Origin of the sequence: Flavihumibacter fluminis (genome assembly GCF_021491375.1) — a bacterium.
Lineage (GTDB): Bacteria > Bacteroidota > Bacteroidia > Chitinophagales > Chitinophagaceae > Flavihumibacter > Flavihumibacter fluminis.
The window spans coordinates 109,249-123,347 of the sequence record NZ_JAKEVY010000003.1; the positions used below are offsets into that span (position 1 = coordinate 109,249).

General features: G+C 42.8%; 16 protein-coding genes and 1 pseudogene. 7 read left to right on the forward strand and 10 right to left on the reverse strand.

Going from position 1 to position 14,099, the window contains the following annotated elements; all coding sequences use genetic code 11:
• Nucleotides 1-79: 79 nt before the first annotated feature.
• A complete protein-coding gene (locus tag L0U88_RS11640) occupies nucleotides 80-559 on the reverse strand; it encodes a YdeI/OmpD-associated family protein (RefSeq protein WP_234866235.1) in 480 nt (159 codons plus the stop codon).
• Nucleotides 560-615: 56 nt separating this feature from the next.
• Between L0U88_RS11640 and L0U88_RS11645 the strand changes: the two genes are divergently transcribed.
• Nucleotides 616-1,149: a hypothetical protein gene (locus tag L0U88_RS11645; protein WP_234866236.1), complete on the forward strand. Its 534-nt coding sequence runs from the start codon at nucleotides 616-618 to the stop codon at nucleotides 1,147-1,149.
• Between the two features lie 14 nt (nucleotides 1,150-1,163).
• A complete protein-coding gene (locus tag L0U88_RS11650; protein WP_234866237.1) occupies nucleotides 1,164-1,571 on the forward strand; it encodes a VOC family protein in 408 nt (135 codons plus the stop codon).
• Nucleotides 1,572-1,575: 4 nt separating this feature from the next.
• On the opposite strand, the gene L0U88_RS11655 is transcribed toward L0U88_RS11650, so the two are convergent.
• Nucleotides 1,576-2,028, reverse strand: a complete 453-nt coding sequence (locus tag L0U88_RS11655; RefSeq protein ID WP_234866238.1) for a thermonuclease family protein — start codon at nucleotides 2,026-2,028, stop codon at nucleotides 1,576-1,578.
• Nucleotides 2,029-2,153: 125 nt separating this feature from the next.
• On the opposite strand from L0U88_RS11655, the gene L0U88_RS11660 reads away from it, so the two are divergent.
• Nucleotides 2,154-2,591, forward strand: coding sequence for a styrene oxide isomerase (locus L0U88_RS11660; protein ID WP_234866239.1), 438 nt, complete (start codon nucleotides 2,154-2,156; stop codon nucleotides 2,589-2,591).
• 26 nt (nucleotides 2,592-2,617) lie between these two features.
• Here L0U88_RS11660 and L0U88_RS11665 read toward each other — a convergent pair whose 3' ends face one another.
• From L0U88_RS11665 to L0U88_RS11690, 6 genes are all read right to left on the reverse strand, one after another.
• Nucleotides 2,618-4,042, reverse strand: a complete 1,425-nt coding sequence (locus tag L0U88_RS11665; RefSeq protein WP_234866240.1) for an alpha/beta hydrolase family protein — start codon at nucleotides 4,040-4,042, stop codon at nucleotides 2,618-2,620.
• Nucleotides 4,043-4,052: 10 nt separating this feature from the next.
• A complete protein-coding gene (locus L0U88_RS11670) occupies nucleotides 4,053-4,817 on the reverse strand; it encodes a LytR/AlgR family response regulator transcription factor (protein ID WP_234866241.1) in 765 nt (254 codons plus the stop codon).
• A 3-nt stretch (nucleotides 4,818-4,820) separates the two neighbouring features.
• Nucleotides 4,821-5,855 (reverse strand): sensor histidine kinase, encoded by a 1,035-nt coding sequence (locus L0U88_RS11675; protein WP_234866242.1) that lies wholly within the window; start codon nucleotides 5,853-5,855, stop codon nucleotides 4,821-4,823.
• A 68-nt stretch (nucleotides 5,856-5,923) separates the two neighbouring features.
• Nucleotides 5,924-6,775: an alpha/beta fold hydrolase gene (locus L0U88_RS11680; protein WP_234866243.1), complete on the reverse strand. Its 852-nt coding sequence runs from the start codon at nucleotides 6,773-6,775 to the stop codon at nucleotides 5,924-5,926.
• A 24-nt stretch (nucleotides 6,776-6,799) separates the two neighbouring features.
• Nucleotides 6,800-7,360 (reverse strand): putative outer membrane beta-barrel protein, encoded by a 561-nt coding sequence (locus tag L0U88_RS11685; RefSeq protein ID WP_234866244.1) that lies wholly within the window; start codon nucleotides 7,358-7,360, stop codon nucleotides 6,800-6,802.
• Nucleotides 7,361-7,548: 188 nt separating this feature from the next.
• Nucleotides 7,549-9,090 (reverse strand): sulfatase family protein, encoded by a 1,542-nt coding sequence (locus L0U88_RS11690; RefSeq protein ID WP_234866245.1) that lies wholly within the window; start codon nucleotides 9,088-9,090, stop codon nucleotides 7,549-7,551.
• 58 nt (nucleotides 9,091-9,148) lie between these two features.
• On the opposite strand from L0U88_RS11690, the gene L0U88_RS11695 reads away from it, so the two are divergent.
• The 4 genes from L0U88_RS11695 to L0U88_RS11710 all read left to right on the forward strand — a co-directional run bounded on the left by L0U88_RS11695 (nucleotide 9,149) and on the right by L0U88_RS11710 (nucleotide 11,865).
• The gene (locus L0U88_RS11695) at nucleotides 9,149-9,703 is read left to right on the forward strand and encodes a hypothetical protein (RefSeq protein ID WP_234866246.1); all 555 of its coding nucleotides are present in this window, start codon (nucleotides 9,149-9,151) and stop codon (nucleotides 9,701-9,703) included.
• Between the two features lie 5 nt (nucleotides 9,704-9,708).
• The gene (locus L0U88_RS11700; RefSeq protein WP_234866247.1) at nucleotides 9,709-10,284 is read left to right on the forward strand and encodes a Crp/Fnr family transcriptional regulator; all 576 of its coding nucleotides are present in this window, start codon (nucleotides 9,709-9,711) and stop codon (nucleotides 10,282-10,284) included.
• Nucleotides 10,285-10,355: 71 nt separating this feature from the next.
• The gene (locus L0U88_RS11705; protein WP_234866248.1) at nucleotides 10,356-10,787 is read left to right on the forward strand and encodes an SRPBCC domain-containing protein; all 432 of its coding nucleotides are present in this window, start codon (nucleotides 10,356-10,358) and stop codon (nucleotides 10,785-10,787) included.
• 10 nt (nucleotides 10,788-10,797) lie between these two features.
• Nucleotides 10,798-11,865 carry an acyltransferase gene (locus L0U88_RS11710; protein WP_234866249.1) on the forward strand — a complete coding sequence of 356 codons (1,068 nt, stop codon included), beginning with the start codon at nucleotides 10,798-10,800 and terminating at the stop codon, nucleotides 11,863-11,865.
• A gap of 12 nt (nucleotides 11,866-11,877) precedes the next feature.
• On the opposite strand, the gene L0U88_RS21070 is transcribed toward L0U88_RS11710, so the two are convergent.
• On the reverse strand, nucleotides 11,878-12,993 hold the full coding sequence (locus L0U88_RS21070) for an alpha/beta fold hydrolase (RefSeq protein WP_353620664.1): 1,116 nt from the start codon (nucleotides 12,991-12,993) through the stop codon (nucleotides 11,878-11,880).
• Between the two features lie 108 nt (nucleotides 12,994-13,101).
• Nucleotides 13,102-14,095: pseudogene (locus L0U88_RS21075) on the reverse strand (serine hydrolase domain-containing protein); the annotation flags it as partial.
• Between the last annotated feature and the right edge of the window lie 4 nt (nucleotides 14,096-14,099).

Genomic DNA, 14,099 nt, shown 5'->3' on the forward strand with positions numbered 1-14,099 from the left:
CGAATTGAGTGCGGGGGATAATATTATCGATCAGTTGCCATAAGCAACGACCAATGAAAATTCAAGATAAATAGGCAACTTATTTTTTCATGATCTCTTGAGGGGATGTAATTCCCAGTTTCAGTTTTTCGGCAATTAATAAAGAGCGCTCAATCTTTTTATCGCTTGATTTGACCATTTGAACCAGGGCCATTAGTCCGCGTTTGTTGCCATCAGTTAATCCGGTAAAAATCTGATTAGCCGCATCATCTGTTGCAAGCACCTCCGTCAATTCCTCCGGCAGATCGAACTGAAACTCAGTGGTATCAATAGTAATGGAAGCTTTAACAGAAGCATTAGCCTTTATACCGAGAGTCTTGAGGTGTTTAGATCCAATCATAAGGTAATGTAATCCATCCCGGGTTTTCTGAATGGCTGCATGAATCCTCAGCTTTCCATTCAGGATACACAGAACCCGTTTGTTTCCTGCTTTCGAGAGTCGCTTTACATCCTGTTCACCCAGTTCAATATAATGCATGGAAGCGCCTTCAAATTTTTGAATCTTGTATATTTTTTGCATAATCCGGTATACTAAAATTCATCGTTTTTCGTTCCAAATTTCAATCATCCTGTTATATGAAAACTGCTTTTTATTGTCTTATAGGGCTTCTCCTTGTTTTCTCCTCCTGCAAAAAGCTGGCGGAACTCACCCAATTTAACCTGAATTACAATACTGAAACTACCATTCAGGCGGGACCCGCATCAAATCTTCCATTTGATGTGTTTACCCCGGAAATTACAACTGCTTCAGAATCAGAATATGAAGGGAAGAAGACCAGTAAAAACCTGGTTCAATCAATTTTACTTCGTAAACTGGTGTTGAAAACAGATCCAACCTCCGGAAGAACCTTCGACTTTCTAAACAGCATCAAAATCTATATTGCTGCAAACGGAAAACCTGAATTGCTGATCGCCTCGAAAGAAGGCATTCCTGATACGATTGGAAATGAGCTGGCATTGGAATGTACCACAGAAGAGTTAAAGGACTACCTAGTACAGGATAAGTACAAACTCCGTTTGGAAGTAAAAACAGATAAAATCGTTAACCAGGATATAAAAATCCGCATAGAATCATTGTTTCGGGTTGATGCCAAGATTCTCGGATTGTAAGTATTTTACAGTCCATGAAAATTGAACACATTGCCATCTGGACACACAATCTGGAAGGCCTTAAAGACTATTATTGCCAGTTTTTCGGTGGCAGTTCGAATAAGAAATACATCAATGAAAAAAAGCAGTTCCAGAGTTATTTTATCAGTTTTGAAAGCGGCGCCCGGCTTGAGTTAATGTCCCGGGCCGACATTCTTGAACAGCCCAAAAACAGCAATGACCCCATGCAAACAGGGTATACCCATTTTGCATTTGGTGTTGAAACCATGGCGGAAGTGGATAGTAAAGCCCGGGAACTGGCTGAACATGGCTTCCCGATTCTGAGTGGGCCCCGCGTTACCGGGGATGGTTACTATGAATTTGAAACATTGGATCCGGATGGCAACAGGTTAGAAGTAGCTACTGTATATGTAAAACGATGACCCCTTACTTTGGCTTCCTCCAGTTCCAGGGCGCGGTTGGATTAGGGTCTCTCCATAAACCAACTTTCATAACTCTGGCCCTTTTTTCAAGGGCAGCATATTCCTGGCTCGAAGAATATTTAATGAAGTGCCAGGCCAATCCGGCTTTAACCAATGCTTTGTTTACATTGAGGCCTTCTGCGTTTACCACCTCCCCGATGAGGCGCTTGTTTCTGTCCACCTCATTTTTGTGCAGCACCCGGACAGTCTGCCCGAAACATTTTTCCGAAGTGAACTTTTTTGCTTGAGCTCCGAAGGGTTGTTGCTTTCGGATTTCCGGGCAATCAATATGTTCCAGCCTTATCCGCAGTGGTTTGTTATTGTATAAAATATCAATCATATCACCATCCGTTACGCTAATCACTTTTCCGGTAAGATAGGTTGGGTATTGCTCCTGTGCAGCTGGAAAGCTCAGCAAGCAAGATAGTAAAGTCAATAGGAGATAAGCGAACTGCATGTATAGTTATCTAGCGTCCTGACCGAAATTAATCAAGAATCCCGACCTTTAAGGAACTTGTTCTTTTACTGCTAAAATCACCAGACATGGCTACCAATAAGAAATCAGCTCAATTGATCTTCTGGGGAATGGTTTTGTTTTTCCTTGGTTTGATCACTGGATTACTAATACCTGCCATGACCAATCAGAGAATGGGCCTGAGTGCACATCTGGAGGGAATACTAAATGGTTTATTCCTGATGCTATTGGGTCTGATCTGGCCGAAAATCAAGTGCCCTTCGAGAATGCTGAATCTGATTTATCTACTGGTACTCTATGCAGGTTTTGCCAATTTCGCTGCAGTGTTGCTGGCGGGATTTACAGGTGCGGGTAAAATGATGCCAATTGCAGGTGGGGCTAAGGGAGCTCCTGCACTCGAATTAGTGATTAGTTTTTTACTGGTAAGCCTGACTATTGCCATTATTGCTGCAGCTGTATTGCTTTTATACGGGTTGTATCAAACTGCATTTGAAGCAACAGAATGAACGTACACATTGTGATAGGTATACATTTATTTGTGTATTGCTTTTATCCAGTTTTTAATTTCACCTATCACCACCGGAGCAATAGTTTCCTCCAACTCCTGATATTCCGAAACAGTACAGGTGGTGCAGGTTTGAAACAGGTGATTCAGGGAAGGGTACTTTACAAGCCTTGTGGATGCTGGCTTTTGAGCCGGCAGGGATTGTAAGATCGCATCTGCATTATCCGGTAATACCTGGATGTCTTTCTCTCCCTGCAGGATTAATACGGGCTGCCGGATTTTTGAGATGCTGGTTTTGGGATCATAAAACAGATCAAATCTCATGACATCGGACAATAAATTAGAAAAACTTCTGGCAGTTACTGGATACTTCGTTTCGATCAATGCCTGCTGCTCTTCACCGATAGCCTTGAGCTTTTCATTGAGGGGCTCAAGAGCATTGGTAAGTTTCTCTACCGCAGCTTCCCGGCCGGAACTCTCCTGTATGGAGGAAAATACAGTTTTTAAAATCTCCGAGTTCAGCGCAATTGCTTCCGGCGATGCGCCTTTCTGTTGGTAAATAGCTTCTGTTTGACGCAGTATAGTTTGTGATAATGTCTCTGCACTACCTGCCATCAATATCACAAAGTTCAGATTCGAAGAACGGGCAGCCAGGTACTGCGCAATATCAGCACCTAAACTATGTCCCAATACACCTACTCTTGAAGTATTTACCTCCTTTCGATTTTGTAAATAATAAAGGCAGATCTGCGCATCTACTGCAAAGTCTTTGATAGTAGCAGTTGCATAGTTGCCGGTTGAATATCCGGTTCCGCGATCATCCATCCTTAGCACAACATAACCGCTTCTGGTTAACTGATCAGCCAGCACCAGAAAGTTTTTATGGCCAAAAATGCTCTGGTCACGATCACTTGGTCCACTGCCTGGAATTAGCAGGATAGCAGTTTTGTTTCTTGCTTTCCGGGGATAGGTAATGGTACCCGCCAGCGATATGCCCTCCTTTTGATTTTCAATTGTAACTTCTTCTTCTACATAGGGCAGCGGGTAGGCAGGCTCCTGTGGTCGCCGTGGTTTATTCAAAGGCTGATCCGATCTTTTCAATACCAATGGGAATCGCATGGAGCGCTGGATAAAAAAACCCACTGCTGCAGTATCATTCACTGAAATAACCATGTCAGCATTGATTGATCCAATACGAAGCCGAAGGCTGTCACCCGCCTGCTCTACTTTGCGTATGGCAAAATTGTAACTGTTCTGATCAATGCTGTGGAAGAAATAACGGTTGCCATTTTTGTTTCCCAGTTTTTCAAGTGCAATGGCAAAATTTCTACCCGGACTAATCTCCACAGCACCCTTCCATACACCAGCCTTCAGTATATTTTCACCAGCCACCTGGCACCAGCCAGAAAAGGAAAACAGGATCAGCAATCCTGCAAAATAAATTCTGTTCATACAAGAGGGATTAGGCATCCAGCCAATATTTAAACTCTGTGATACGGTCCTTGCTTATTGAGATGGAACCCTCGGCCGGCAAGGGCGATAAATAAACAACGATATTCCTCCCGGCATGATTTTCAATTTTATCAATGGACCGGTGATGAATAATATAATTTCGATTGGCTCTGAAGAAATGCGTTGGGTTCAATAAATTATACAAACTGTCCAGGCTTTCCGAATAGGGATATTTTTGTCCGTCCATTTGAACAAGATGGGTGGTCCGGTTCGCATAAAAGAAATAGGCAACATCCTGTACAGGAACTGATACAATCCTGCTTCCAAGTGTAATTGCAAATCGTTCTTTGAAACTGGAGCCCGGAGCCGGCAACTTTACCTGTTGCAGCATGTCTTTCAGGTTCTGAATGAATTCCGGGTGTGCCATCCGCCGGAATTTTTCCAATGCCTGGCTCAATTCCTCCTCATCATACGGCTTCAGCAGGTAATCAATTCCATTCACCTTGAAGGCACGTATGGCATAAGAATCATAGGCCGTTACAAAGATTACCGGCTTAGTCCAGTTAAGTGTTTCAAAGATTTGAAAGGAAATCCCATCTTCCAACTGAATATCTGCCAGAACCAAATCCGGATTTAATGCCGGTAATTTTTTAATTGCATCCGATACATTCTCCAGCACAGCAACAACCTGCATGTCGGGAGCCAGTTTTTCCAGTAGCTCCTTCAGATAAACTGCGGCATATTTTTCATCTTCAATTATGACTACCTGTTGCATAGTTTAACTTCCGATTTTTTTTAGCAAGCTTACCTCCACCATAAACCAATTGTCTTCAATGTATTTTACAGGTGCTTTTGCTTCCAGGTATTTGTACCGGCTTTCAATATTAAACCAACCAATACCCAGACTGTTATCTACGCCCTGTTTTGGTAAATAGCTGTTCTTAATAAGCAAGGTTTCATCGTCTTTGTTGGTGATTTCTATTACAAGTGGATTGGCTTTGCTAAAGGAATTGTGTTTAATAGCATTTTCAACAATAGGTTGCAAAACAAAATCGGGTATGGAACAATTGTTTTTTACGAATTCTGAAACCTGAATGGTAAAGGATATTTTTTCCTCAAAGCGCACACTCAACATATAGAGGTAGGCCTCAATCGTACTTAGTTCATCTTTTACCAATACCCATCCTGCATTTTCTGCTTCCAATACTTTCCTGTAAAAGGAAGCCATGCTCCTGGTGAAATCATAGGCAAGTTTCGGATTACTGTTAATCGTAGATGCGATTATATTCAGGTTATTAAAAAGGAAATGTGGATTCAACTGCTGGCGAAGCATATTCAGCTGGGCTGATAAAAAAGATTTTTCCGCATAATGTTTAGCATCTTTTTCTTTTATATACAGTCTGTATAATCTGAGGGCCACCCCGGTAACATAGACCACTGAATGAATAAAAAAGAAATAAACAAAAATGAACCTCAACTCTACAATATCCTTCAACCGGATATTTATTTTTCCATGCAGCAATGCAGTAAACAGGATGCTGAAGCCCATCAACAAAACAAAGCCAGCTACCTGCAGTATAAAAAAATAGCGGGTTAATAAGGGAACCGATTTTTCTGCTTTTTTGAAGGCTGATGTGAAGGAACTTAATATTTTCCTTTGCATCTGAATATACAGGAAGATATAAATAGAACTACCCAGCCACTCCTCCCAGAAATAATTATCAAACCGGAGCGGGAAACCCTTCAGAACAATTTGCTGTAATACACTGATAATAAAACCCAGGGTGACATAAAACAAAAAGTAAAATATCATTTTTTTAGTCCTATGCACAACCTGCAGTTTACCATTTAAAGATAAACTGCAGGTTTATTTTTGAAAAATTATTTGTTCAGCACCCATTGGATTCCCTGCTTTACCAATAAAGGTTCCTCCAACTGAATGTAGTGTCCGCTTTTACTGGTTTCCACAAATTTTCCCTTGCTGCCTGCCTGTGCCGCCCACTCCTGGTGAAGGGCTTTCTGGATGTTTACTACAAAGCCAGGAGTTTCGGGGGTTTCTTTTGTGCTGGTTATTACATACACAGGAATTCCGGTAATGGGAGGAAAGGATTTGATTTGTTCATAGTTGGTAATAAAATTGGCTTTAAACTCTTCCTTTAAGGAACCGGCTGGAAGGGTTGCCACTACACTATCATTGATCGCTTTCATTTCTGCCCGGGCGAGTTCCCGATCCCCTGGAGGAAGCTGGCTCAATAATGAGTCCAGCTGTCTCTCATGGGTACCATCCACCAACACGATTCCTTTTACCAGGTTTGGATACAATTGATAGAATATCCGGGCATATATTCCTCCCATGGAATGCGCTACCAGCACATAGGGAGGCTGTACACTGCAATACTCCAGAATGGTTTTCATTTCCCGGGCAATGGTCAGCGCATCCCGGCTTCCGGTTACATCGGCTGAAGCTCCCACTCCTGCCCGATTATAGGTAAACACGCTGGTGTTTTCCGGTAATTGCTGGTATACTTTCTGCCAGGTTGTAAAGGGTGAGGCAAAACCGTTCACCAAAACAATGGAGGGTGTTTGCCCCTTACTGATACTCAGCTCTGTTTTATTTCCCTTTATGGTGAGCTGGGATACCGGCATCTGATCTTTGTTGTCCTCCACCAGTAGCTTGCGACAGGACCCGGCTCCTAAAGAAAGAACTAGCGCGCATGCGAGAATTTTTTTCATCGTGGCAGGTTTGAAACTGTCTTATTAGAAAGAACCGAATACCAGGCCTACACCTGTACCAACCCCATTGAAATTACTCTTCTCGTAATAGGCGCTGTTAGTATTTCCGGTAAACCGATAATTTGCATACGCCTGTACCTGCATAAAACGGGTGATCTTAATGTTTACACCAAGTTTAGGTTGTACTACCCAGGTATAATCGCCATCTCTTCTGGCAGTTTTCGAATCATTTTTGATATCATTTTCAGCCCAGCCCATAGCTCCTGTAAGACCAACTGAAAAATGAACCGGCTTTTCAGGCATGAAACGATATTCTGAATAAAGACCATAATAGTTAAACTGCATTTTCTCCTCTTTGCCATTTACTTTATGCCGGAAGAATGCATTATTACCGGCTGCCCCGATCAGGAATTTGTGGTTGATCAGTACTCCGCCGTATCCACCCAGATTCAGGGATGGTTTTCCATTAATAGTGGTTAGTTCCGCTATACCGGCTCCATATGCCCGAATAGATCTTTGATTGGATTGGGCCATTGCCCCGATTGACAGTGCTGTAAAGGCCAGCAGTACCAGTAACTTTTTCATTTTACGTCGTGATTTTGATTTGATGGTTATTGTTTGACGATGTAAAATTGTTGCTAAGGCATTGGTTGATGGCAAGGCTATTGACTGAATGACCAGTTCAAGCGCCTGAATGACCATTTTGCTGTTTGAGTCAAAGAAAAATCCACCCCAAAAGAGGTGGACTAGTTCAATGGGATCCTACTATTTCCCTAAAAAGCAGCTGGGAAAACCGGTTGTTCGATTATTTGGAGGGCTTCCTGGTCCTCATACCGCCTGATCATTCCCGACAACTCCTTCTTGAGTTTGCGGGAGATTTTTTCATAACCTGCCTTACCATACAAGTTGTTCATTTCAGAACTGTCAGTTTGCATGTCATACAACTCCCAGCCTTCTACCCGCTTGTAAAACCGGATCAGCTTATATCTTCCATTACTTATTCCAAAATGCGGCGATACGGCATGCTCCCCATTTTCATAATAATGGTAATAGAGATTTTTACGTCCCTTATAATTTGACTCTTTAAGTAAGGGAAGCAGTGATTGTCCCTGTAGTTTTTCTGTTGACTTTACCCCGGCCAGTTCCAGCATGGTAGGTGCGAGATCCAGGTTCATTACCAGGCTGCTATCCACTCTGCCTGGCTGTATCATCTTTGGAAAGCGCATGACCATTGGTGTACGGAAGGATTCTTCATACATGAAACGCTTATCGAACCAGCCATGCTCTCCCATATAAAATCCCTGGTCTGATAAATAAACCACCAGGGTATTTTCTGTAAGCTTGTGACGGTCCAGGTAATCCAGCGCCCTGCCTATATTTCTATCTAAGGAAGCCGCAGTTGCCAGGTAATCCCGCATATATCGTTGATACTTCCATTCCACGAGTTCTTTTCCAGTTAATCCACGCCTATCAAGATCTTGTTTGATTGCACCATAATAGGCATCAAATGCAGCTCTTTGTTCAGGAGTCATTCTGCGAATGCTGCCTTCTTTGTCTGCCGCCTCTTTTGATGGAAACATTTTCAGATCATAACCCATGATCATGGTCTTGTCCACCGTCATATCCTGAACCGCTGCTGCTCTCCGACCCTGGTATTGATCATAAAAATTGGAGGGCAGTGGAAAGTTAACTGTATCAAATCGCCCTATGTCCTGAATATCCGGCATCCAGGTGCGATGCGTTGCTTTATGACCGATCACCAGGCAGAAAGGCTTGCTGGTATCTCTGCCATCCAGCCAGTTTTCGGCAATGTCTTCAATGATCGTGGTGGCATACCCGTTAATTCTTTCCCGGCTGTTATCCATTTTAATAAAATCAGGGTTGAAATAGGATCCCTGTCCGGGTAATACCTTCCAGTAACTGAATCCCTGCGGTGCACTTTCCAAATGCCATTTACCAATCCAGGCAGTCTGGTACCCCGATCTTGTCAGGTCTTTAATAAAGGTATGTTGTGAACTGTCGAACCGCCCGCTGACATTGTCCTTGAATCCATTTTTATGACTGTATCGGCCGGTTAATAAAACAGCGCGACTCGGCCCACATATAGAATTGGTAACATAAGCCCTATTGAAAAGCATGCCCTCTTTTGCGATACGATCGATGGCAGGTGTTTGAGTTAGCTTACTGCCATAGGCACTGATGGTTTGAAAAGCATGATCATCTGAAATGATAATCAAAATATTCGGACGCTTTTGTTGCGCAACTGCAAAACCCGCAACCAGGATTGCCAATCCTGTTAAAATTTGCTTTACCATATGGCATTCTCTTTGGTTAAAAGTAAAACAAACAGGCAAACTGGCGTACCTTCAATCTATGTTATCCAGAATGTTTATCGCACTTGGTCTATTTCTTTTTTCTTTAAACCTCTTTGCCCAGGAATCAAAAGCAGATAAGTTGTCCTGGACCGCCAATCAAAAATTACAATTATCAGATTTCAGTATAAAAACTGCCGCGCCAAACGAACCTTCTTCTCATGCGGAATTCTCCATCACTTATAAAGCAGGCGGGAAAGAATTGCTCTCTTCCAATCTGAATAAACGCGTGCTGAATGAATTCATCCGGTCGGGGTCCTGGATTGATACCACCCAGGATGTGCTGCAGGCGCTAAGATATCAGCAGGCTTCCTTCGATCTCTGTGAAGTATATGTACGTCAATTCAGAAAAGCCTTGTACGATAACAAACCCAAAATCAAGCGGCTCTCTTTTGTGGATGAGCTCAATGAAACCTACACCAATGCCTATTCGAAACGCAGGTTGGAATACGACCTGGAAACCAAAGCAGGTACAGATCTGGCAGCACAGGAAAAATGGGAAGCTCTTATAAAAAATGAACTCGATCAATTGAAAGAATACGCTGTAGAAAAATAATCAGTATGTTTTCTGCTTTATTTAAGTATAGCGCACAACTGGTGTCTTTCACAAGGGAAGAGCAGCAAATAATTGAAAGTTATTTTAGTGTCAGGCAGGTACCTAAAAAATTCACGCTCATCCAAAATGGAAAAATAGCCCGTGAACTTTATTTTATTAACAAGGGCTTGCTTCGCTTGTATTATTCCAAAGACACGGAAGATATCACCGCTTTCATTTTTCGTGAGCACCTCTTTGCCAGTTCGTACGATAGTTTTCTACGGCAGGCTCCCAGTATACAGGGATTAGACACACTGGAAGATTCAGAATTGCTGGTGATCACCTATGACGATCTCAATACACTCTACAAGAAAGTACCCCGCATGGAAACACTGGCAAGGAAGATTGCAGAACAGCGATTTATCAATGCTCAACAAATTTTATCTTCTTATATACTTGACAGTCCGGAAGAACGCTGGAAAAAATTTGAAGCTATCAATGGGGATCTTCTGCTTCGCGTGCCGCATCATATGATCGCATCCTTCCTGGGAATTACCCCGGTTTCCCTTAGCCGCATCCGGAAGCGCTTACAAGGCTCCTGAAATTTTCTTTACAAAAGTTAATGAAAACCCGGTTGGGTTGGTGATAGCTTTGCTTCAGCAAATCAAACAACATGAACAAAGAAATCAAAACCGAAATCATTATCAATGCCAGCAGGGAAAAGATCTGGAAAGTATTAACCGACTTTGAGCAGTACCCTCAATGGAATCCATTTATTGTCAGGATTGAAGGCAAGCCCATTAAAGGCACCCGCCTGAAAAATACACTGCAAAATGGCGACAAACAATTTCAATTCAAACCAGTCGTAACAGCAGCAGAGCCTGGTAAGTATTTCGCCTGGCTAGGCTCCGTACTGGTGAAAGGAATATTCGACGGGCATCATTACTTTGAATTGGAAGATGTTGGTAACGGCCAGGTGAAGCTCATCCATTCAGAAAAATTCAGCGGGATACTTAGTGGCATTCTTCTTAAAAAAATTGGCGCAGACACAAAACAGAATTTTGTTAAATTCAATGAAGCACTAAAGAACAGAGTAGAATCATAGAGCGCCCCACATGAAGCCCAACCGCATCGCGTACATTGACAATATCAAAGTATTTCTGACCTGCCTGGTAGTTGCCCACCATGCAGCCCAGGCATACGGACCAACAGGTGGTATATGGGTGGTGGATGACCCTTTTAAAGCACAATGGCTTGGGAAATTCTTCTTCGTCAATGCTTCCTATATGATGGGTTTGTATTTTTTTATTTCAGGATACTTTATGGTATTTAGTATCCGGAATAAATCCGCGACTGTCTTTCTAAAGGATCGATTAAAAAGACTGGGCATACCCTTGTTGTTTTTTACATTCCTGGTATTTCTTCCTTTCAATTACCTGGGCGCAGATAAACCCGGCAACCTGGTGAGTTTTTTCCTGGACACCTATTTCAACAAGCCTCCTATTGCAACGGGACATTTATGGTTTGTTGCATCACTGCTTGCCTATTCTATTCTCTACCTGGTATGCTGCCATAAGCTGTTTATTAAATGGGCCTCGGGCAATCAGCCGTTGAAAGTCTGGTACTTACTGGTATTTGCAGCAATCATTATACTATTCGGCGCCCTGATCCGGACCTGGTACCCGATTGATGCCTGGCGCACCTGGATCATTCCAATTGAACCGGCACACCTGCCCCAGTATTTATTACTCTTCCTCGGGGGCACTTATTTTCATCATGCGAACTGGTTGAAAGAATTGAATTGGAAGCACGCTTTGCCCTTTATCGTATTCACTGTTATCGGGTACAGTACCAGCAACTACTGGATTGGGTCAGCTTTCAGCCAATGGATTTCAGAGTCGTTGCTGGAAACTCTGCTCTGCTTCAGTATCAGCATCAGTCTGCTAGTGGGCTTTCGGCAAATCTTCAATCAAAGCAATTCATTGATGAGGAGCCTTTCCGACAATTCTTATGGAATTTACCTTGTTCACTTGCTACTTGTAATTGCGCTGCAAATGCAGGTGCTTGATCTTAACTGGAACCCGAATTTGAAGTTTATTCTAGTTACGGTTGCCGGGATTGGCAGTTCATTACTTGTCTCCCACCTGTTGCGAAAGATCCCTGTAGTTAAAAGAATAATCTAGCCCATTTGGTTTTCATCGTGCTTCCATCAGTCGGTTCAACGCAGCGATCACGGTCTGCGGTTTTTCATTCTGTATGAAATGACCGCTTTCCACCAGCTCAAAGCGACTGTTTTTATTTTTTCCAGACCAGCTGCGAAGTTCATTGATCCAGATTTTCTTTAATGGCACTTCGGCCTCAGACCATTCTTTAAAACTTCCGGCAGCCAGCACTTCTATCTTTCCTTTATACTGCTGATCTGAAATGGAAGCCTGCATCATGGTGGGCGACATCGCATCGAACTCATCCTCCGCTGCCTGGTTGTTGGCAAATCGGGTGGTAAAAATTCCGGTGTAGATATCCGGATATTCTTTTGCCATCCGGTCATAACTTTCTTTAGTTGCAGGATCTACCAATAATAATCCTTTTGTTTCGGTTGGATACTTCCCTGCAAATGTCCTGGCAAAAGCACCTCCCCAACTCCAGCCTCCAATTATATAAGGTCCCTTTATTCCTGCCTTTTTAAGTGCACCATATAATTCTCCTGCCACCCGGTCAGCAGTTCTTGGCTGTGAACAGGGAACTGACTGCCTATAACCCGGACGGTCATACGTAATTACAATAGCTTTTTTTGCCAGCTCCGGAACAATCATACTCCAACTGGTATGGTCACTGTTACCTCCGGCTTCCAACACAATAACCGGACCTGTGTTACCAGATTTATACAAGACCATCTCGTGCCCATCAACCAATACACGGATCGTATCTGGTCGGTTCGAAAAAGCAGCAATTCTAACCGAGGTTCGTCTGTAGCGACTGGAATCCAATTGCACAGATTTCTGATAATTCGCTACCGCCTGATCATATTTTCCAGCGTTCGCCAATGCTTCTCCATAACTGTCATATACATTCGAAGAGTTGGGAAATAATTTCGTATTCAACTCAAATAGTTTCAATGCACCTGGTAAATCGGTTTGCTCATTCATACACTCATAACCCCATCTATTGATAGCTCTTTCTGTACCTGCCAGCGTATATTGTTTCTTTTCCACTTCAGGAATTGTCGCAAAATAATCAGCCGCTTCAGCAATAGAGCTGCTCTCTATCTTTTTGCGAATGGCATGGGCCAGCGTTGGCTTTTTTGGCTGCATGGGTAATTTAAATACGGTGGCGATTATATCCCTAAACAACAATGCAGTATTATTGGAAGCATTGTCCAGTACTACAATAAAGATTTTCTCTTCCGGAAACCTGGCTAACTCAGATCTGAACCCGTTTATTCCACCACTGTGCCAGATCATGCTAATCATCCTGGTACTATCCGGTGTTGGAATTTTTTCATTAAACCAGCCATAGCCTGCCCTCATATTTTTATCCATTTCCAGGTAGCCATCAAACATTTTTCTCTTCAGGGAGTCAGCCAATAGCCTGTTCCCATACAATGCCTGGTTCCAGATCATCAGATCCTCAACGCTTGAATACATAGAACCTGCTGAATACGGCAGGCCCATATTCAGGTAAGTCGCATGTTGATAACCGGATAATTTTCTTTCATAACCGGCAGCCCTTCCCGGTATAATATATTCATGCATATCATACCCCGTTTGCTTCATGCCAAGCGGCTCCAGAATTCTTTCCTTCAATATTTGCTCATAGGTTTTTCCAGTCATTTTTTCAAGAATGGCTCCCAGAATAAAATATCCTGAATTGCTATAGGAAAATTGAGCCCCTGGCTTAAATTCCAGGTCACCACTGCAATAGATACGAACAAAATCTGCTACACTATAGGGCTTGACAGCGTTGGGAAAAAAAGATTCATTATCGGTATAATTGGGAATACCGGAACTATGGGTTAACAAATGATGGATGCTTACCTTGGCTGCCTGTTTCTTTTCTGTAATTGGTAAGATAATCGGTGATTTTTCCATTGAGATTCAGTTTGCCCTCCTGTACCAATTGAAGAATCAGGGTTGCCGTGAATTGTTTGGTCACCGACCCTAATCGAAACCTGGTTTGTGTAGTGTTGGGTAGCTGCCATTCCTGATTGGCCATCCCGACTGCACCCTTATACACAATAGTATTTCCATTCGCCACCAGCACTGCCCCGCTGAACATCCCGTTATCATTATAATACTTCACCAGATTGGCAATACTATCTGATACCGATTGAGTTTTTGCTGTCATTACAGTAACTGTAAAGCACAGCAGCAGCAGGCTTTGTTTCATAATACTCATAAGGTAACCAAAAACCATGAGT